Raw genomic sequence first — 18,800 nt, 5'->3', positions numbered from 1 at the left:
CCTCACGCGGCGGTGGCCTGCCGTCCGCTGTCGGCCAGCCGGCGCGCCAGCCTTAGCGCGGCGATCAGGCTGTCGGCGCGCGCGATACCCTTGCCGGCAATGTCGAAAGCGGTGCCGTGATCGGGCGAGGTTCGGATAAAGGGCAGGCCCAGCGTCACGTTCACCGCCTCGTCGAAGGCTAAGGTCTTGGCCGGGATCAGCGCCTGGTCGTGATACATGCAGAGCGCCGCGTCATAGGAAGCGCGCGCGCGCGGGTGAAACATCGTGTCAGCCGGCAGCGGTCCGATCGCGTCGATCCCTTCCGCTTTGAGCATCTCGACGGCCGGGGTCACGATCGCAGCATCCTCCAGGCCCATGGCGCCACCTTCGCCGGCATGCGGGTTGAGCCCGGCGATCGCAAGCTTCGGCCGCGCAATGCCGAAGCGGCTCTCGAGATCGGCGGCGGTGATGCGCGCGGTCGCGACGATCAGCTCCGTCGTGAGCAGCTTCGGCACTTCGGCCAAAGCGATGTGGATGGTCACCGGAACGGTGCGCAGATCGGGTCCCGCCAGCAACATCACCGGCGTCACGTCCCTGCCGGTGTGGCGCGAGGCCAGATGCGCCAGATATTCGGTGTGGCCGGGAAAGCCAAATCCGGCATCATAAAGCGGCTTCTTGGCGATCGGGCAGGTGACTATCGCCGCGGCGTGGCCGGCGAGACAGTCGGCGACGGCGCGGTCGATGGCTTCGATTGTGCCGGCGGCGTTGGCCGGGTTCGGCTGTCCTGGGCTGTCGAAATGACGCGCATCGAGCGGCACGACAGGCAGAGCCCGGGCAAAGTGGTGCGCCGCCTGTCCGGGCAAGGTCTCGGCGATCGTCACATTCGCGCCGACCAGGTGGGCGCGGGCTTCGATCAAAGCGGGGTCGGCAAGCAGGTAGAAGGGTGGCACACCGGCGCTGTCGCCAGCCTGCCAGGCGGCGATGGCGATCTCGGGCCCGATGCCCGAGGGATCGCCGACACTGAGCGCCAGCGGCGCGTGGGTCTTCTGCGTGCTCATGCGGTCGGCTGGCTGCGGCATCGCACGCTTGTCGCTCAGAGCATGCTGCCGAAAAGTGTGCAGCGGTTTTCGGACGACATCATGCTCTATCTCTTTGATTTAGATCCGGATTCAGATTTCAGGTCGACTCGACCTGAAATCATCCGGCTCTAGCGTTCGACGATCTTGGCCTTCTGGCGCAGCTCGGCGACATATTTCTTGCTGAGCTCGTCGGCGTCCTTGTCGTTGCTGCCTTCGGCCTGGAACACCATCTGCGCGGCCTTGTCGTCGGAAACCTCGCGCGAGGAGCAGATGCCGATGAACTCGACGCCGCGCTCGGTCTCGCGCGTCGGTGTCGCGGCGCCGACCTTGGTCGCCTTGATCTGCTCGGCCCAGTCGGACGGCAATTGCGGCGCCAGCACGCGGCCGAGGTCGCGCACGGTGACGTCGATCAGGCCCTTGGCGAATTCCCGCGTGGTGTTGCAGCCGCTGAAGCGGGCGCGCATGGCGTCGGCCTCGCGCTTGCGCTTGGCGAGCGTGCCGGCGCGCTCCGATGCCGGAACCACGAAGATCACCTGCTGCAGCATGTATTCCGTCGCGGTCGGCTTGGCGCCGCCCTTGTCTAGCATGCGCCGCACGGCGTCCTGCTCGGTCACCGAGCCGCCTTCGCCGGAGCGGTAGCGCGCGCTGAGCGCCTGGTTCCAGGCCATCTGGGCACGGATGAATTCCTTGAAATGTTCCTTGGTGACGCCCGACTGCGCCATGATCGCGTCGAGTTTCGCCAGCGGCATCTTGTTGCCCGAGGCAAAGCGCTGGTAGGCGGCGTCGACCTGCTGGTCGGTGATGCGGATGCCGAGCCGCTTGGCCTCGGCCAGGCGCAGCGTCTGGTCGATCATCTCCTGCGCGGCATCGCCCTTCTTGTGCTGCAGCTTGAAGAAGGCGGCGCGGTGCGCGATGTCGCCGGTGGTGATCGGCATGTTGTTGACGACATACTTGATCTCAGCGGCGAAAGCAGGCCGCACGACAGCCGTGACCGAAATCGAGGCCGCCACCAGAAGCGCGAATCCCGCTGAAAACAGGTATTTCCTCATCTTACCTTCCTAATTTTTCCCCATCCCGAGTTTCCCGCCATCGCGGCGCCGCGCGTCCTCCGAACGCTTGCGGATGCAGTCGACCCCATGCCCATCTTATGCGGCGAAACGATGTCGCCGGCGCATGGCCCTGGGAAACGCGCCCATTTTCGAAGGAACACGCTCCAAATCAAGACCAAAGCCCATCAGCGCCCCAGCCGGCGCACGGCTCGGAGACCGCGCGCCCGCCGCTTGATCACTGGATGGTATCGACCGCGCTTGTTGACGAACCGAAATCGCCGAGCGTGCGGAACGACAGGTTGAAACCGATGTTCTGCGACACTTCCTTGGTGACGGTGTCGCGCGTCTGCGAATACGTCATGATGTAAGTGAAGCAGCTATCGTTGTAGGCGAAGCCGACGCCGTCCTTGACCAGCACATTTGTCTCGATGTCGTAGGTGCCGGTGCCGAACAGCCGCCAGTTCTGCGCCAGATGGGTCGAAGCGCCGAGCGTGAGCTCGTGGCGGTCGGTGGTGAAGCCGTAGAGCGGCTGCGCCTCGATGAAGGCATATTTGGCGCTGAGCGATATCGGCAGGCTGGAATAGGCGGCCTTCACTTCGGCGCGCCTCACCTCGAATGTCTGCTCGTCGAAACGCCCGCTCAGCGAACCGGAGAAGCCGCTCGGGCTGTTGAAGCCGACAAGGCCGACATAATCCGAGGTCTGCTTGTCCAGGCCGGACTCGGCCCCGACATTGACGAGGTCGGGCGCGGCAAAGGAGTTTTCGCCCGCGAGCTGGTATGACTGGCCGAAAATTGCGTTCGTGGCCCAGCCATTGTCATAGGCGCCTGAATACCGGAAGCCGACATTGGCGCGCGTGCCGCCTTCTATGCGGTCATAGCCCGAGAATTTGTCGCGTTCGAACAGCGTGGTGGCGTCGAAGACGAAGCTCTGCGCGTCTTCGTTCGGGACGGCCAGTCCGCCGACATATTGCTCGTTCGGGCGCACGAAGACCTGCGCCGTCGGCTCCAGGACATGGCTGGAGTTCGCCATCGAGAACAGGAGCGGCCAACGCGCCTCGAGGCCGAGAGTGGCCATGTAGCGGGCAAGCGAGGAACGCATGTCGTCGTCCTCGCCGAGATTCGCCCCCATCTGGTTGACGGCGGCGAGCGAAGCCGAATTGGCGTTGACGTAACCGGCATCGCCGCGGAAGGCGAGCAGCGGTGTCAATTGCAGGCCGCCATCCGTGGTGAAGGTGCGCTTCCATTCAGCTTCCGCCGTCAACCGGCTCGACTCGCCTTCGATGCCGCGCACATTGTTGATCGAATTCGGGTCGCCAGGATTGGCCAGCACAGCATCCAGCCGGTTGCGGCTGATCACGCGTGTATTGACGTTGAACGACAACTGGCCGCCGGCCACCGACGTGTCGGGAATATAGGCGTAGTCGAGCGACGGCAGCACCCAGGGCTGCTTGGCCGAGCGCGCCGTCAGGTCGCTGGAGAGCGTGTCTTCCTGCACCTCGAAGCGCATCGCGCGAACGTCGAAATAATTGCGGTCGCTCAAGCCCGTCAGGTAGATCGACGACTGGTGGACGAGGTCGTTATAGCCTTCGATGTTGTAGGTGCGCGAGAAATTCTTGTCGGTCTGCAGCAGCACGTCCCAGCCGAAGTCCCAGCGCTCGTTGATGGCGAACTGGCCCTTCGTGCCCATCATGCCGCGGAACTTGTTCGGATCGCCGGGCTCGCCCGAATCGACTGTGTAACGGTTGCCTGTGCCGATGAACGCGTTGGGATCCTGCTGATTGATGCCGGCAATCTTCAGCGTGTACTGGCCGTTGTTGAAGCGCTGGCGCCACTCGGCCTCGCCGAGGAAACCCTGCTTGGTGTAGCCGCTGCCGGTGACGGTCAGGTCATAGGTCGGAGACAGAGCGAAATAATAAGGGACTTTGATGCCGACGCCGAGATGGTTGTTGTAGACGATGCCGGGGATAAGGAAGCCGCTCTTGCGCTTCACCGTCGGGTCGGCGATCTCGAAGGCCGGCAGATAGGCGAGCGGGAAGCCGAAGAACTCGAAATTCGAGTTCTCGAAGCGGACCGTCTTCTTCTCGCCGTTCCAGATGATCTTTCGCGCCTTGACGCGCCAGGTCGGCGCTTTGTCCGGCTTGTCCTCGCAAGGTTCGCAGGCGGTGTAGACGCCATTGTGGAAGGTGGTGAGCACGCCGCCCATGCGCTCCGCGCTCTCGGCGGCGAAATAGGCCTTGTCCACAGTCTCGACGCGCAGCGCGTTGAGAAAGCCGTCGGCGAAGTCGTCGGTGATGTCGATATGGTCGGAATTGACCTTGGTGCCGTCGCTGTTGATCAACTCGACGGCGCCGCTGGCGACGAGGCGCTTGGTGTCGCGGTTATACACCACGCGCTGGGCGACCAGCTTGTTGCCGCCATAGTCGATCTGCACGCCGCCGACGGCCGTCACCGTGTGCTTGTCGTTGTCGTAGACAAGCGTGTCGGCGGCCAGCAGCATCTGCGTGCCGGAAGGGACGGACTTGGCAGTGATCTGCTGCGCCAGCGCGGATGCCGTCGGCACCGCGCAAGCGAACAGACACGCCAAGGCAGTCGCCCCATAGAGGCGTGCCAAACCGGCCTGCCTATGGCTGCGCAAAACCGCCTCCCTCACTAGCCGTCTTCCTTGTATAGCAGAAACGTCACCCCAAAGAACATAGCCACGACAACCGGAACCCATGCAGCCACCACAGTAGGCACGAATCCGGCTACACCGAATGCCTTGACCAGTACCGAAACGACATAAAGCAGAAAGCCGGCCACGACGCCACCCAGAATCATCGTTGCCGACTGTCCCATTCGTGCAAATCGCATTGAAACCGTTGCAGCAATCAGCGTCATGGCGACGAGAAGGAACGGCAAGGCCACCAGCGAATCGAACTGCATGGCGAAGGCATTCGCCTTGAGTCCGAAGGACCGGGCAACCTCGATCTTGCGCGGCAGCTCGTAGAAGGGGATGGTTTCCGGGCGCGCCAGGCGCTCCTGCACGAATTCCGGCTTGAGATTGGTCGGCACCCTGTCGGACGCCAGCGCCTGGATATTGCCCCCCTCGAAGACCTTTACGTCCTGCAAGTCCCAATAGCCGTCGCGCAGGAAGGCCTTGGCTGCATCCTTGCGTTCGGCGATGTTGCCCTGCGGGTCGAGGATGAAAAACACCGCGTCCGCCATCTCCAGCCCCTGATTGAGGATGGCGCGGGCGCCGATGATGGTGTCGCCCGATTCGGTCTTTTGCCTGAGCCACGGCGTGACGTTGGTCGTGACGGCATTCGACTTGCCGGCCCTGAGGTCGTTCTCCATCTGCTCGGACCAGGAAAAGCCGTGCGCTGCGATCGGATTGATGACGGCGACCGACAGCACGCCGAACATCAGCGCGCCGACGCAGCACGGAAACAGGAACTGCCAGGCCGAGACGCCGGCCGAGCGGGCGATCACCAGCTCGTAACGGCGGTTGAGCGACACCAGCGTCGCCATTGCCGAGAACAATCCGACGAACGGCACCGTCTGCAGCATGATCATCGGCATCCTGAGCGCCGAAATGGCGAAGGCTGTGCCGTAGGTGAAGCCGGGCAGCCCGGTCGTGCGGCCCGAAAGCTCGGTAAAGTCGATCAGGAACACCAGTGCCAGCAGGCCAAGGAAGAACCAGAAGGTGATCGAGACGTAACGGAAGAAGAAATAACGGCCCAGCGTCCAGCCCATGGTTAGGCTCCCTGGCCGGAAGTGCGCCGGACGAGCCAGAGCTTGAATGCTGTCCAGTTGTCGCCGGCACGCTTGGCGAGGCCCGTCAGCCAGTCTGCCCAGCTGACCGGCAATTCCATGGTGCGCGACGATACGATGAACCAGATCGAGACCGCGGAGGCGATGAGCGGTATGGCGTAGAGCAGGTAGACATAGTACCAGACCCTGTCGGCCTTGCCTGCGGCGAAGAAGCCCAGCCACCGCACGAAAAGCGCTATCGCGATTGCCGTGATCAGCGGATTGATGCGCGCCTCCCGGTGCGAGCGCGCGTCGCCCGCGACGGCAAGCGCGATCAGCGCGAACACCAACGAATAGGACCATTCGGCGAGACGCTGGTTGAGCTCCGCCCGGTAGCTGCCCGGTTCGCGCTGGAACATCTTGTCGTTGGGATCCGGGCTGAGCAGATATTGCGTCGTGCGGTCCTTGGGCAAAAGCGTGATGTCGTTCGCCGCCGACATGAAGGCCGACATGTCGAAGGCATAGGAGGTGAAGCGGATGACGGAGAGGTCGCCGGTCACCGATTTGCGGTTGATGACGCCGTCATTCATCATCAGCACCTTCTCGTCGCCCTTTTCGACGATGCTGCCGGTCTTGGCGTAGTAGGTCAGGCTGGCGCCTTCCTGGCGTGAATCGGCCACGAAGATGCCGCCCAGCCGGTTGCCGGGAAGCCGCTCGCCAACCTGCAGGAACAGGCCTTCGTCGATCTTGCGGAACGTGCCTTCCTGGATGATCAGCGACAGAAGGTCGGCGCGCGATGCCGCCACCAACTGGCGGTTCTTCTGCCTGGCATAGGGATCGATGGCGTTGTCGACGATGAAGGAAAACGCGCAGGCCGCTATCGCGAGCAGCAGGATCGGCCGCGCGATCGTCCAGCGCGAGGCGCCGGCGGCGCCGAGCACGGCGAGTTCCGAATCGGTGTTCATGGCGCTCAGCGTCTGCGCCACCGCCACCACCAGGGCGAACGGCACCACGATCGGGATGATCGAGGGGATGATGAGTGCCGCGACTTCGAAGAAAGTCAGCGCCGACTGGCCATTGTCGGTGACGAGGTCGATCTTGGCCAGAACCTGCGTGGTCCACACGATCGCCAGCGTCCAGACCAGCGCCGCGAGGAACATCGTCAGCGCGCGGCGCATGATGTAGCGTTCAACGACCTTCATGAAGGCTTTTCTCGATTTTGCCGAACGGCATCATGCCCGCCGACAAGGTAGTGATCCGGCGGCGCCCGCACAACTGCGTCATGGGCGGCTCGCTCCGGTTTGTCGCCCCACGCCACGTGCCCCGGCGTGCGGAGTCTCCGCGCCAATGAATAAGAAATGCAAAACATCGATGGTTAACAGCAGGTTGCGGCAGCAAGCTAAGGCCGTGCCGAGGCGAATCCTTTGTCTATGGTGGCGCCGATATAGACCGCGATTTCGGCCAAAGTCTTGCCAAATGGCGGAAAACGACCAAATGTCGCGCACTCTTGCCAAACCTCTTGCCCGTTGAAAATTACCTTTGCCGGCACCCTACGGCCATCCCCGAAAGCAGGACCTGATGACGTCGAGACCATCCATTTCCTTCGCCAAATTCGCCGCGCCCAAAAAGGGCAGCGTCTTCGTCTTCGCGGCCGATGACGGCGGACTCGGCGAGGCGGCGAAGGCCTGCGATCCGGCTGGTGCATTGGCTCGCGCCTTTCCGGTCGCCGATTTCTCCGGCAAATTCGCAAGCTCGGCCGAGGTGCTGGCGCCGGAAGGAACGCCGGTCGACCGGCTGGTGGCGGTCGGCGCCGGCAAGGTCTCGAGCCTCGACGACTATGCCTGGCTGAAGCTCGGTGGCTCCGTTGCCGCTTCGCTGCGCAAGGCGACCGAGGTGGCCGTCATCCTCGATCTGCCGGAGTATCAGCCCGACGGTCGCCAGGCGGCGAGCCTTGCCGCTGGCATCCTGCTGCGCAGCTATTCCTTCGACAAATACAAGACCAGGAAAGACAAGGAAGACGGCCAATCCGACACGAAGTCGGGCAAGCCCGCCAGGGTAACCGTTCACTGCGCCGATCCCGCTGCCGCGAAGAAGGCTTTTGCCGGCGAGGAAGCGGTGGTCGACGGCGTGCTGCTTGCGCGCGATCTGGTCAACGAGCCGGCCAATGCGCTTGGGCCCGTCGAATTCGCCGAGCGCGTCAAGGCGCTGGAACAGCTCGGCGTCGAGGTCGAGATCCTTGCCGAAAAGGAGATGAAGAAGCTCGGCATGGGCTCGCTGCTCGGCGTCGCGCAAGGCTCGCCGCGCGGCGCGCGCCTGGCGGTGATGCGCTGGAACGGCGGCAAGGCCAAGGACGCGCCGCTCGCTTTCATCGGCAAGGGTGTCACCTTCGACACCGGCGGCAATTCGATGAAGCCGGCCTCGGGCATGGAGGACATGAAGGGCGACATGGGTGGTGCCGCCGCCGTCACCGGCCTTATGCGTGCGCTCGCGGCGCGCAAGGCGAAGGCCAATGTGGTCGGCGTCATCGGCCTGGTCGAGAACGCCGTCGACGGCCATGCCCAGCGTCCCGGCGACATCGTCACCTCGATGTCGGGCCAGACGATCGAGGTGCTCAACACCGATGCGGAAGGCCGCCTCGTTCTGGCCGATGCGCTCTGGTACGCCAACGACCGTTTCAAGCCGAAATTCATGATCAACCTGGCGACGCTTACCGGCGCAGTCATGGTGGCGCTCGGCCAGCATTATGCCGGCCTTTTCTCCAATAATGACGAGCTTGCCGGCCGGCTTTTCGGCGCCGGCCAGACATCGCAGGAGCGGCTGTGGCGCATGCCGCTCGGACCCGAATACGACAAGCTGATCGATTCCAAGAACGCCGACATGAAGAACATCGGCGGCCGCTATGGCGGCGCCATCATCGCCGCGCAGTTCCTGCAGCGCTTCGTCAAGGACACGCCCTGGGCGCATCTCGACATCGCCGGCACCGCGATGGGCGCGCCGTCGAGCGAGATCAACCAATCCTGGGGCTCGGGTTTCGGTGTGAGGCTGCTCGATAGGCTGGTCCGCGACCACTATGAGGGTTAGGTTTCCGGGATGACCGACATCCTGTTCTACCATTTGACCGAATCGACGCTCGAGGAGGCGCTGCCGGGCCTGCTCGAGCGCAGCGTCGAGCGCGGCTGGCGCGCGGTGGTGCAGACCGGCACGGAAGATCGCCGCGACGCGCTCGACCAGCATCTGTGGATTTTTCGCGACGATTCCTTCCTGGCGCATGCCACCGACCGCGAAGCCTATCCGGCCGAACAGCCGATCTTGCTCACCACGGGCGAGGGCAACCAGAATGCCGCGCAGATCCGTTTTCTGGTCGACGGCGCGACGCCTCCCGACTTGTCCGGCTACGAGCGCGCCGTCTTCCTGTTCGACGGCCATGACGCGGCACAGCTCGAAGCCGCCCGAGGCCACTGGAAGACGATGAAGGAAGCCGGCCACGCCGTGACCTACTGGCAGCAGACCCAGGACCGACGCTGGGAACGCAAGGCTTAGCTCGCAAGTCCGGCACTGTCCTGAAGATGTCGCCACAGCGCCTCGGCCACAGGTCCGTGCGGCTTGTCGCGTCGCCGCACCGCGGCGACGGTTTCGGTGCGGCCGGGAATATGCCGGCCGGCAATCGAGATCAGCCGTCCGTCGCGCAAGTCGTCCTCGATCAACCAGTCGGGCAGGTGGCCCCAGGCAAGCCCGTGCAGGATCAACTCCTTCTTCATCATATGGTCGGGCACCGAGCAGGAATGCGCGCCGTCGATAACGAAGAAGTTTTCGGATGAGGGGCGCCGCGCCGTGTCTCGGATCACGCATTGGGTGAAGGGCCGCATCGCTTCTGGCGTGACGTCATTCCTCGGGTCGAACGGCAGGAAGCCAGGCGCCACCACCGGCACGAAGGCGACTTCGCACAGGTTGATTCTCTCGAGATGCGGATCGGACGGGTTCGCGCGGTGGAAGACGAAGTCCGCTTCGCCGTCCATCAATCGCTCGACCGGCCCGCCGATTGCTTCGTAGTCGAGATGCAGGCGCGTGCGCGGCCGCTCGGCGAAGAAGCAGCTGAGCAGGCCGAGTATTCTGGGCCGAGGGCAGACGTCGCCCATGATGACGCGCAGCATGGTTTCCTCGCCGCTCGCCAGCTGGCCGGCATAGGTCCGAAGATGCTCGAACTCGCGGATCGCCAGTTGCGCCCGCGCATGGAAAAGGCGGCCCTCGTCGGTCAAGCTCACCCGGTAGCCGCTGCGATCCAGCAATCTTAGGCCAAGTTGCTCTTCGAGCCGGGCGACGGCTGCGAACACTGAGGGATGCGTCCGGTGCAAGGCCTGGGCTGCGGCCTGGAAGCTGCCTCGGCGAGCGACCGCGTCGAAACATCTGAGATCGTGAAGTTTCACGCCATCCATGGTCCACATATCCTACAAAGATTGTCGCATCATAGTAATTTTCTTCGATAGTTACGATGCCTACTTTGCCTCATCGAAAGCCTTCCAAAAGCGCCGAAAGGATGAGGATCCAAAATGACCGACACGCTGCACTTCACTGCGGGCGATGGCGCTCGCATCGGCTATAGGCTGGACGGTCCGGAAGACCGTCCGGTGCTGATGCTCTCCAACTCCATCGCCACGACGTTCCACATGTGGGACGGCCAGGTTCCGGAACTCGCCAAATCCTTCCGCGTGCTGCGCTATGATTTTCGCGGCCATGGCGGCTCCGACGCGCCGGCCGGCGCCTATTCGCTCGACCGTCTCGGCCGCGACGTGTTGGAACTGCTCGATTTCCTCGGGCTTGCCCGCGTGCATTTCCTCGGCTTGTCGCTGGGCGGTTTCGTCGGCCAGTGGCTGGGCATCCATGCACCGGAGCGTATCGAGCGCCTGATCCTTTCCAACACCTCGCCACATCTCGGGCCGGCATCCTATTTCGACGAGCAGATACGCAACGTGCTTGCGGCCGACGACCTGTCGGCGACGGCGGACATGTTCATGCGAAACTGGTTCCCTGCCTCCATGCTTGCCGGTCAAAACAAGACAGTCGAGCCATTCCACGCCGCGATCCTCGCCATGTCGCCGCAAGGCTTGGCGGGATGCTTCGCCGCGGTCCGCGACGCCGATCTGCGCCGCCCGATTTCCCTCATCGCCGCGCCGACGCTGGTCATCGGCGGCGAGGACGACAAGGTGACGCTGGCAAGCCACAGCGAGGCGATCGCGGCGGCGATCCCCGGCGCGGAACTCCTGCTTTTGCCCGGCGTCCACCTGCTCAATGTCGAGCGTCCAGCGGAGTTCATGGAAGCGGTGACGGGCTTCCTTCGGAAGCGATGATCTGGCAGTGCCGCATGAGCTTGGAAACGTCGCTATCGATCGCTTTTTGCGTTAGATAGGGGCCAAGCTCACGCGGCGGGGGGAGAATGCGGATCAGGATCGTCGGAACCGGCAGGGCGGTACCGGCTGAGCGCGTCACGACGCGGACGCTGGAGGAGCGGCTTGGCCTCGGCGAGGGCGCGCTCGAAACTGCGACCGGCGTCGTCGAGCGCTATGTCTGCGAGGGCGAATCGCAAATCGATCTAGCTTGCGCGGCGGCGACGCTGGCGCTTGAGGATGCCGGCCTCGATCCCGGCGCCGTCGACCTGATCATCGGCGGCTGCGGCGTGCCTTATCAGCCGCTGCCGGCGACCGCGCCCTTGGTCATGCAGCGCCTTGGGCTGGCCGACGGCTCGGCTGCCGCCTTCGACGTCAACAGCACATGCCTGGGCTTCCTCACCGCCTTCGAGACCGCGGGCCGCATGATCGAGGCCGGGCAATGCGAGACGGCGCTGGTGTTTTCCTCCGAGATCGCCTCGCGCGCCTTGCCGTGGCAGGATGCGCCCGAGATCGCCGCGCTCTTCGGCGACGGCGCCGCGGCCGCCGTGCTGCGCAAAGGCGGCCAAGGCGAGGGCAAGGTGGCGGCCAGCCTGATGCGCACTTATCCGTCGGGCTGGGAAGCCTGCGGCATCGGTTCGGGCGGCACGCGCTTCGATTTCCGCAAGGAGCAGGAAGCGTTCGCCGCGCACAGCCTGTTCCACATGGACGGCAAGGAATTGTTCCGGCTCACCGCGCGCCATTTCAACGGCTTCGTCGCCGCTCTGCTTGAGCGCGCCGGCTGGCGGCATGGCGATGTCGATCTCGTCGTGCCGCACCAGGCGAGCCCGTTCGCGCTTGCCCATATGGCGCGCCAGACCGGCTTTGCGCCGGAAAAGCTCGTCGACATTTCCGCCCGCTTCGGCAACCAGATCGCGGCGTCCATTCCCTTCGCGCTGGACGTCGCGCGCCGCGAGGGCCGCGTAGCGCCGGGCATGAAGCTGCTCATCCTCGGCACGTCGGCCGGCGTCTCCTTCGGCGGCATGGCGCTGGAGGTCTGAGGAATGGCCGTGCTCGTCACCGGCGCCAGCGGTTTCTTGGGCTCGCATGTGCTAGAGCGGCTGGCTGCGTCCGGCACGCTGGCGCTCGGGCTCGGCCGCGATGAAGCGTGCTGCGCCGCGCTGGAGGCCGCCGGCCATCGCATCGTCCGCCACGATCTCGCGCAGCCGCTCGACGCCGCGCTCGATCCAAGGCTTGGCAGGGTCGAACGGATCATCCATTGCGCGGCGCTCTCTTCGCCTTTCGGACGCCTCGCTGATTTCGAGGCGGCCAACGTCACGGCAACGCGCAACCTTGTCGATTTCGCGCAGCGGCAAGGCGTCAGCCGCTTCGTCCACATCTCCACCCCGTCCGTCTGCTTTGCCTTCCGCGACCAGCTTGGGCTCAGCGAGGACGTGGCCTTGCCGGAGCCCGTCAATCACTATGCCCGCACCAAGCGCGAGGCCGAAAAGATCGTGCTCGGCCAGCCGGCCATCCATCCGCTGGCGCTGCGGCCGCGCGGCATCTACGGCAAAGGCGACCACGCGCTGCTGCCGCGCCTGATCAAGGCGGCCAAAAGCCGGCCGCTGCCGCTGTTTCGCAATGGCCGGGCGGCCATCGACCTCACTTATGTCGACGATGTCGTCGACGCGGTCATGGCGGCGCTTACCGCGCCCGGGGAGGCGGAGTGCCAAATCTTCAACATCTCCGGCGGCGAGGTGCTGCCGGTCCGCCGCATTGCCGACGAGGCCTGCGCCCGCGCCGGTCTCGAGGCGCGCTGGCGGCCGACGCCGCTCATGCCGGCGATGCTGGCGGCGGGCCTGATGGAAGCAGTGGCGCTCCGGTTGCCTGGCCGCCCCGAGCCGCCGGTCACCCGCTATGGGCTCGGTCTCTTCGCCTATGCGCAAAGCCTCGATATTTCCAAGGCGAAGCGGATGCTTGGCTGGGCACCGAAAATCTCGTTCGAGCAAGGGCTTGACCGCACTTTTTCCGGTGGGGCGCAGGCATGAGGATCGTCTTCGCCAACAGCGCCTGGGTGAGCGCCGCCGAGCGATTGATCCTGCGCGGCGGCGGCTGGCAAAGTGTCAAGCTGCGTGTCCGCTACGGGCTGTTCTTTCACCCAACTGCCGGGCCTGTGCTCATCGACACCGGCTACACATCTGAGGCGCTGAGCGGTGAGCGGCGCAGCCGCACGCTTCGGCTCTACGGTGCGCTGCTGAAACCCGAGCTCAACGCCGACGAGCAGGTCCTGCCGGTGCTGCGGCGTTTCGGCCTATCGCCCGACGACATCCGCACAATCATCGTCACCCACTTTCATGCTGACCACATTTCGGGCCTGTCGCTGTTCCGCAACGCGCGCTTCATCGCCAGCGATGCGGCTTGGGCGCGGGTCAAGGCGCGAGGCCCGAGGCAGAATCTGCGCCACGGCGTCTTCACCGAACTCTTCCCTCCGGATTTCGAGGCGCGGCTGGAAGGCATCTCCGCGAAGCCCCGCGTAACGCCGCAGGGCGCTATCCCCGGCGGCGCCGATCTCTTCGGCGACGGCAGCGTGATCGCGGTCGATCTTCCAGGACATGCCGACGGCCAGTTCGGCCTGCTGTTTACCGGACTGGCCCGGCCGCTGGTCTACGCCGTCGATGCGCAATGGCTGCTCAATGCCTTGACCCATAACCGCACGCCGGGTTTCCCGGCCACGTTGATCGCCGAGGATGCCGCCGCGATCGAGCCGACCAGCGCCATGCTGCGTCGCTCCCTCGCCTCAGGCGGCGAAGTGATGCTCTGCCATGATCCCGCGCCGACATCCTACGATCTCGCACCGGAGGCCGCATGAACGGGCTGGCGGAAGCGGCAGGTTCCTTCGTCCTGACGCGCTGGGTGTCGCGAAAGAGCCGCGTGGAATTCGAACGCTGGCAGGCAACTGCCCTGCGCCGCTTCCTCGACCGCGACCTGCCGCGCGCGCCTTTCTATCGAAAAGCGCCGGACCAACTTGCCGATCTGCCGGTCACCGACAAGGCGCTGCTGATGGCGCGTTTTGCGGATTTCAACATCCACCGTCTCACCGCTGCGCAAGCCTGGGCGGCCCTGGCGGGCGAGGGCCGCGCCGGACCGCTCACTATCGGCGCCAGCACCGGAACGTCGGGCAATCGCGGCCTGTTCGTGATTTCCGAGGCCGAAAAATACCGCTGGCTGGGCGCGATCCTGGCCAAGGCGGCGCCCGAGCTTCTCTGGCGCGGCATGCGCGTCGCCGTCATCCTGCCGCAGAACACCGGGCTTTACGACAGCGCCCGCAAATCGCGCCTGATAAAGCTCGCCTTCTTCGATCTGACCTCGGGCCCGGAAAGCTGGCGCTCCGCGCTCGAAGCCTTCGATCCGACGGTGATTATCGCGCCGCCGAAAATCCTGCGGCATTTCGCAAGCGAGGGTTTCCGTCTGCGTCCGAAGCGCGTCTTCTCGGCGGCTGAAACGCTGGATCCGGTTGACCGTCCGGTTATAGAGGATTTCTTCCGGCTGGCGCTCGATCAGATCTACATGGCGACCGAAGGCTTGTTCGCGGTCACCTGCCGGCAGGGCGGACTGCATCTCGCAGAAGACTCCGTATTCTTCGAATTCGAGCCGGCGGGCGAGGGGCTGGTGACGCCGTTGGTGACAACCTTTCGCCGCCGGACACAGATCATGGCGCGCTACAGGATGAACGACCTGTTGCGCTTGTCCAAAGAACCTTGCCGCTGCGGTTCGCCGCTGCGCTGCGTCGACGAGATCGTCGGCCGCATGGATGATGTGTTCCGGCTCATGTCGCCGGACGGCCCGGTGCTCGTCACGCCGGATGTGCTGCGCAACGCTGTGCTCAAGGCCGATCGCCGCATCGACGATTTTCGTCTTGTCCAGACCGGGCCGGACAGGGTCGAGCTCAGCCTTCCGCCAACGTTCGCGGATGATGCGGCGGCGGCCGCGCATCAAGCGGTGCAAGCGTTGCTGGATGCGCGACAGGCGGTCGCCACCGTCACGCTTGTCCGCGCGCCGCTGCCGCAAAGGCTTGTGCAGCAGGCCGACCGGGTCGAGAACAAGCCGGCAAAGGTCGAGGCTTTTGTAAGGTTCTTCAACGAGATGCCGGTGCGCCATCTCATCGCCAATCTGGACACGAAAGTCGAGACGCTCGAAATCGCCGGAGGCATTTTTCCGCTGACGTTGAACGACGGGAGTGAGGCGCACAACTGCTATATCTGCTGCCCGACCAGCGCCTATATCGACTACGCGATGGATGAGACGCGCAACTTCGCCGCCCATCCTCTGTTGCGGCGCGCGCTGAGTACCCTGATCGGCGCCTGCGCGCCGCTGGTCAGGGCGAGCGGCCTCGACCGTCAGGCGCAGGTCAACAACTGGCTCTATTCGACCAATCCGGTGCCGCTGCTCGACCGGCCGACAGCCGTGTCGTTGCGCGCGGCCTTGACCGCGCGTTTCCCAGATCGCGCCATCGTTATCCGTTCGCTGAACGATATCGCCGATCCGGCGACCATGGCCGCCTTGAGGGCCGAGGGGTTCCGCATGCTGGCGGCCCGCCAGATCTACATCTTCGCCGATCGCAGCGCCGCGCCCGCAATGACGCGCGACATGAAGCGCGATCGCGCCTCCTTGCGCGCGACGCCTTTCGAGCGAGTGGGCAATGAAGATTTCACCGAGGCCGATTATGCGCGCGCCGCGCAGCTCTACACCATGCTCTATCTCGACAAATACACGCCGCTCAATCCTCACTACACGGCACGCTACATCGCCGAAATGCACAGGCGCGGCATCATCAGCCTGGCGGGATTGCGCCGGCCGCGCGGCGAGCTGGTTGCCGTCACCGCCCTGTTCGAGAATGGCGGCACGCTGACCCAGCCCATCGTCGGCTATGACACCAGCCTGCCGGTCGCCGACGGGCTTTATCGCATGATGATGGCGGTAGCGCAGGACCACGCGACTTCGCGCGGCCTGTTCTTCAACATGAGCGCGGGCGCCGCCGATTTCAAACGCCGGCGCGGCGCGGTCGCGGCGATCGAATACAACGCCGTCTATGCCGGGCATCTTGCGCTTCGCCGACGCATGGCGATCCGCGTCATGGAGGCCGTGCTGGCATGGGTCGGCATCCCCCTGCTCAGGAGGTTCGAACTGTGAGCGAGCGCGGCGGGGAAGCCCATTGGCAGGCGGTGGCGTTGTCGACCGACCTCTGCAGGCGGCCGAAGCGCATCCTGTTCGACGGCGCGCCCGTGGTGCTGTTCCGCTCGGCGCAAGGCATTGCGGCAGTTTTCGATCGTTGCCCGCACCGGCTGGTCGAGCTGTCGACCGGCAGGATCGTCGGCGGGGAGATCGAATGCCCCTATCATGGCTGGCGTTATGACGGCGAGGGACGCTGCACCGCGATCCCCGGCCATGTCGGCGCCATGCCGCATTACCGCGTCCGCCGCTTTGCCGCGATCGAGCGCGACGGCGTCGTCTTCATTTCTTCCGGCTCGCCGACGAGCGAGCCCTACCTGCACTGCATGCAGGGCAAGGATGTCATCGTGCGGCGGGTGCGCTCATCGACGCAGTCGACGGTCATCGATGCGGCGGAAAACATCCTCGATGCCACCCATACCCATTTCACCCATAAAGGCCTGCTGCGCGGCCTGACCTCGAAGCGCCATCTGGTGCGGGTCGAGGTGACCGGCGGCGAGGGCTGGGTCGAGGCCTGCTATACCGGCGAGGACCGTCAGCAGGGCCTGATCAGCCGGCTTTTGGAAGGCGAGCGTGCGAAGACCATCGGCCGCTTCCGCCATCCCGGCATCGCCGAGCTCGAATATTGGGGCAGGGACGGGCTGGTCTTAGCCACCACCTTCCATCTGCGCCAGGCCGACGAGCGCACCGTCGAGGGCGTCGGCTGGCTGATCGGACGGCGCCAAGGCCTGCTCGGCGAGCTGAAGGCGCTGGCCTTCAGGCCGCTTTTCAACATCGCGCTGCACCAAGATCGCCGGGTGCTGAAATCGGCGAGCGACAATGCCCGGCTACCGCCCCAAGCCCTGCCGGTGATCGGCCCGCTCGATTTCCTGCGCGGCGACATCGCCGCGATCATGGATGGGAAGATGCCAGCGGCTGCGAGTGAGACAAGGGTGCATGAGATTGAGCTGTGATTGTTTGCCGATAAGGCGGCAGGTCGCGTTCCTTCGCGCCCCCCTCTGGCCTGCCGGCCATCTCCCCCACCTGGGGGGAGATTGGATGTCGCGCCGGCTTTGCCAATCGCCGGCGTGGCAGAAGGAGCGAGGCGCCCGAGCTGCTGATCTCCCCCCAAGTGGGGGAGGATGTCCGGCAGGACAGAGGGGGGCGCTGTCCCGCCAGCTTCTACAATATGCATGCTTAGCCCGGCCCATTCCATTCGATATCGCGCGTCGATGCCGCCTGCAGGCTGATGCGTTCGCGCAATGCCACCCGTGCAATCTCCGCCAGCGCCGGCCATTGCGTCTTAACCGGCGCTGAATCTTCCGTCCAATTGAGCAATTCCTTGCCCCCGCGCATCGCCTTTCGGAATTCGCCAAGCCCGCCCGAACGCAGCGCCGCCGGCAGTCCGTAAATCCACATCGCGAGCCGCACCGTTTGCGGGGCGATGACGTCGGGCGTGACTTCCTGACCGTTGCCGAGCACGGCATCCACGAAGCGCCCCGGATCGCGGAAGAAATGCAGGCCGCTCACCGCGCGCGGATTGCATTCGAGCGGCAGCACACGGCCGCCCGGCTCGCGCATCAGGTCGAAGGAAATCTGCCCGGTCCACGTGGTGCCGGCCACGATCCGCTCAACCAGCTCGCGCGCGGCCTCGTCCTCGACCCGCTCGAAGAAGATGCCTGCTCCCTTTCCGGCACGATAGAGCGAGCGGTAGAGCGCGAGCGCCTTGAGCCTGCCCTGGCGCGCCACCGCATAGGCGCTGATCTCCTCGCCCTCGACAAAACGCTGCGCCACCCAGGGCATGGCGGCCGAGGGTGCGATCGCATCGAGCGCTTCGGGCGGCGGACGCAGCAGCACATGGCTGGCAAAGCGCGACCAGACCGGCTTGAACGCCAGCTCGCGAGAGTAGCCGCGCACGACCTCCATATCGTTATGCGAGCTGAGCAGCGTCGTTTCCGGCACCTCCAGCCCGAGCCGTTCGGCGAGCCGGATGAAGCTGTGCTTGTTGTGGACCTCCGCCAGCAGCTCGATATCGGGTGCGAACAGAAGCGCCGGCATGCTCCTGCCGCGCCAGGCAAGCGCAAGGTGAAAGACCTCCTCGCAGGTCGGGACGACGAGGCCGACGCCCTCGGCCCGGATCAGCTCCTCAACCGCATCGGCATAGGCCCGCGGCTCGAAACGCGGCGGCGGCAATCGATGATAACGCGCGCAGGCTTTGCTCGCCGCCGCGATCGGCCGCGCCGGCGTGTCGGCCAGGATCACCCTATGGCCCGCGCCATGGAGAAGGCGCGCCAGATGCAGCGCAACCGGCGCCCGCGCCCCGGTAATCAGGATGGATCCGTCAGCCCCCGGCATCGATCATTCGCGGTCGTTCCCGTCGCGAAAAATCGTTGCGC

15 protein-coding genes are annotated in these 18,800 nt (G+C 65.0%); 8 read left to right on the top strand and 7 right to left on the bottom strand.

What is annotated here, in order from left to right:
• Positions 1 to 2: 2 nt before the first annotated feature.
• The 5 genes from pdxA to lptF all read right to left on the bottom strand — a co-directional run bounded on the left by pdxA (position 3) and on the right by lptF (position 7,038).
• Positions 3 to 1,058 carry a 4-hydroxythreonine-4-phosphate dehydrogenase PdxA gene (gene pdxA, locus LB552_RS14115; protein ID WP_224607109.1) on the bottom strand — a complete coding sequence of 352 codons (1,056 nt, stop codon included), beginning with the start codon at positions 1,056 to 1,058 and terminating at the stop codon, positions 3 to 5.
• 128 nt (positions 1,059 to 1,186) lie between these two features.
• The gene (locus LB552_RS14110) at positions 1,187 to 2,107 is read right to left on the bottom strand and encodes a SurA N-terminal domain-containing protein (RefSeq protein WP_224607106.1); all 921 of its coding nucleotides are present in this window, start codon (positions 2,105 to 2,107) and stop codon (positions 1,187 to 1,189) included.
• Between the two features lie 235 nt (positions 2,108 to 2,342).
• Complete coding sequence (locus tag LB552_RS14105; protein ID WP_224607103.1) at positions 2,343 to 4,757, bottom strand: LPS-assembly protein LptD; 2,415 nt, start codon at positions 4,755 to 4,757, stop codon at positions 2,343 to 2,345.
• Complete coding sequence (gene lptG / locus LB552_RS14100; protein WP_224607100.1) at positions 4,757 to 5,839, bottom strand: LPS export ABC transporter permease LptG; 1,083 nt, start codon at positions 5,837 to 5,839, stop codon at positions 4,757 to 4,759. Before lptG ends, LB552_RS14105 begins: the two co-directional genes overlap by 1 nt.
• A gap of 2 nt (positions 5,840 to 5,841) precedes the next feature.
• Positions 5,842 to 7,038 carry an LPS export ABC transporter permease LptF gene (gene lptF, locus LB552_RS14095; protein ID WP_224607097.1) on the bottom strand — a complete coding sequence of 399 codons (1,197 nt, stop codon included), beginning with the start codon at positions 7,036 to 7,038 and terminating at the stop codon, positions 5,842 to 5,844.
• Positions 7,039 to 7,414: 376 nt separating this feature from the next.
• On the opposite strand from lptF, the gene LB552_RS14090 reads away from it, so the two are divergent.
• The gene (locus LB552_RS14090) at positions 7,415 to 8,917 is read left to right on the top strand and encodes a leucyl aminopeptidase (RefSeq protein ID WP_224607094.1); all 1,503 of its coding nucleotides are present in this window, start codon (positions 7,415 to 7,417) and stop codon (positions 8,915 to 8,917) included.
• Between the two features lie 9 nt (positions 8,918 to 8,926).
• Positions 8,927 to 9,376, top strand: coding sequence for a DNA polymerase III subunit chi (locus LB552_RS14085; protein WP_095767020.1), 450 nt, complete (start codon positions 8,927 to 8,929; stop codon positions 9,374 to 9,376).
• Here the strand turns inward: LB552_RS14085 and LB552_RS14080 are convergent.
• Positions 9,373 to 10,269, bottom strand: a complete 897-nt coding sequence (locus LB552_RS14080; protein ID WP_224607091.1) for a LysR family transcriptional regulator — start codon at positions 10,267 to 10,269, stop codon at positions 9,373 to 9,375. The genes LB552_RS14085 and LB552_RS14080 overlap by 4 nt on opposite strands.
• A gap of 114 nt (positions 10,270 to 10,383) precedes the next feature.
• Between LB552_RS14080 and LB552_RS14075 the strand changes: the two genes are divergently transcribed.
• From LB552_RS14075 to LB552_RS14050, 6 genes are all read left to right on the top strand, one after another.
• Positions 10,384 to 11,181, top strand: coding sequence for an alpha/beta fold hydrolase (locus tag LB552_RS14075; RefSeq protein ID WP_140842339.1), 798 nt, complete (start codon positions 10,384 to 10,386; stop codon positions 11,179 to 11,181).
• Positions 11,182 to 11,267: 86 nt separating this feature from the next.
• The gene (locus LB552_RS14070; protein ID WP_140842337.1) at positions 11,268 to 12,257 is read left to right on the top strand and encodes a 3-oxoacyl-ACP synthase III family protein; all 990 of its coding nucleotides are present in this window, start codon (positions 11,268 to 11,270) and stop codon (positions 12,255 to 12,257) included.
• A gap of 3 nt (positions 12,258 to 12,260) precedes the next feature.
• Positions 12,261 to 13,244: an NAD-dependent epimerase/dehydratase family protein gene (locus tag LB552_RS14065; protein ID WP_224607075.1), complete on the top strand. Its 984-nt coding sequence runs from the start codon at positions 12,261 to 12,263 to the stop codon at positions 13,242 to 13,244.
• Positions 13,241 to 14,065, top strand: coding sequence for an MBL fold metallo-hydrolase (locus LB552_RS14060; protein ID WP_224607072.1), 825 nt, complete (start codon positions 13,241 to 13,243; stop codon positions 14,063 to 14,065). The genes LB552_RS14065 and LB552_RS14060 overlap by 4 nt, the downstream gene beginning before the upstream one ends.
• A complete protein-coding gene (locus LB552_RS14055; RefSeq protein WP_224607069.1) occupies positions 14,062 to 16,386 on the top strand; it encodes a F390 synthetase-related protein in 2,325 nt (774 codons plus the stop codon). The genes LB552_RS14060 and LB552_RS14055 overlap by 4 nt, the downstream gene beginning before the upstream one ends.
• Positions 16,383 to 17,378, top strand: a complete 996-nt coding sequence (locus tag LB552_RS14050; RefSeq protein WP_224607066.1) for a Rieske 2Fe-2S domain-containing protein — start codon at positions 16,383 to 16,385, stop codon at positions 17,376 to 17,378. Before LB552_RS14055 ends, LB552_RS14050 begins: the two co-directional genes overlap by 4 nt.
• Positions 17,379 to 17,601: 223 nt before the next feature.
• Here LB552_RS14050 and LB552_RS14045 read toward each other — a convergent pair whose 3' ends face one another.
• Entirely contained in the window at positions 17,602 to 18,759 is a 1,158-nt protein-coding gene (locus LB552_RS14045; RefSeq protein WP_224607063.1) for a hypothetical protein, read from the bottom strand.
• Positions 18,760 to 18,800: the final 41 nt, after the last annotated feature.

Source organism: Mesorhizobium sp. CA7, from assembly GCF_020165015.1.
Taxonomy (GTDB): domain Bacteria; phylum Pseudomonadota; class Alphaproteobacteria; order Rhizobiales; family Rhizobiaceae; genus Mesorhizobium.
The sequence above is the reverse complement of the archived record's forward strand: the minus strand, read 5'-3'. Positions and strand labels throughout refer to the sequence as shown.

Excerpts from the sequence above, each read along its gene's own strand:
- LB552_RS14090 (WP_224607094.1), top strand. The coding sequence starts at position 7,415 with ATGACGTCGAGACCATCCATTTCCTTCGCCAAATTCGCCGCGCCCAAA.
- LB552_RS14080 (WP_224607091.1), bottom strand. The coding sequence starts at position 10,269 with ATGGATGGCGTGAAACTTCACGATCTCAGATGTTTCGACGCGGTCGCT.
- LB552_RS14110 (WP_224607106.1), bottom strand. The coding sequence starts at position 2,107 with ATGAGGAAATACCTGTTTTCAGCGGGATTCGCGCTTCTGGTGGCGGCC.
- LB552_RS14070 (WP_140842337.1), top strand. The coding sequence starts at position 11,268 with ATGCGGATCAGGATCGTCGGAACCGGCAGGGCGGTACCGGCTGAGCGC.
- lptG (WP_224607100.1), bottom strand. The coding sequence starts at position 5,839 with ATGGGCTGGACGCTGGGCCGTTATTTCTTCTTCCGTTACGTCTCGATC.
- LB552_RS14045 (WP_224607063.1), bottom strand. The coding sequence starts at position 18,759 with ATGCCGGGGGCTGACGGATCCATCCTGATTACCGGGGCGCGGGCGCCG.
- LB552_RS14085 (WP_095767020.1), top strand. The coding sequence starts at position 8,927 with ATGACCGACATCCTGTTCTACCATTTGACCGAATCGACGCTCGAGGAG.
- LB552_RS14065 (WP_224607075.1), top strand. The coding sequence starts at position 12,261 with ATGGCCGTGCTCGTCACCGGCGCCAGCGGTTTCTTGGGCTCGCATGTG.
- pdxA (WP_224607109.1), bottom strand. The coding sequence starts at position 1,058 with ATGCCGCAGCCAGCCGACCGCATGAGCACGCAGAAGACCCACGCGCCG.
- LB552_RS14055 (WP_224607069.1), top strand. The coding sequence starts at position 14,062 with ATGAACGGGCTGGCGGAAGCGGCAGGTTCCTTCGTCCTGACGCGCTGG.
- LB552_RS14060 (WP_224607072.1), top strand. The coding sequence starts at position 13,241 with ATGAGGATCGTCTTCGCCAACAGCGCCTGGGTGAGCGCCGCCGAGCGA.
- LB552_RS14075 (WP_140842339.1), top strand. The coding sequence starts at position 10,384 with ATGACCGACACGCTGCACTTCACTGCGGGCGATGGCGCTCGCATCGGC.
- lptF (WP_224607097.1), bottom strand. The coding sequence starts at position 7,038 with ATGAAGGTCGTTGAACGCTACATCATGCGCCGCGCGCTGACGATGTTC.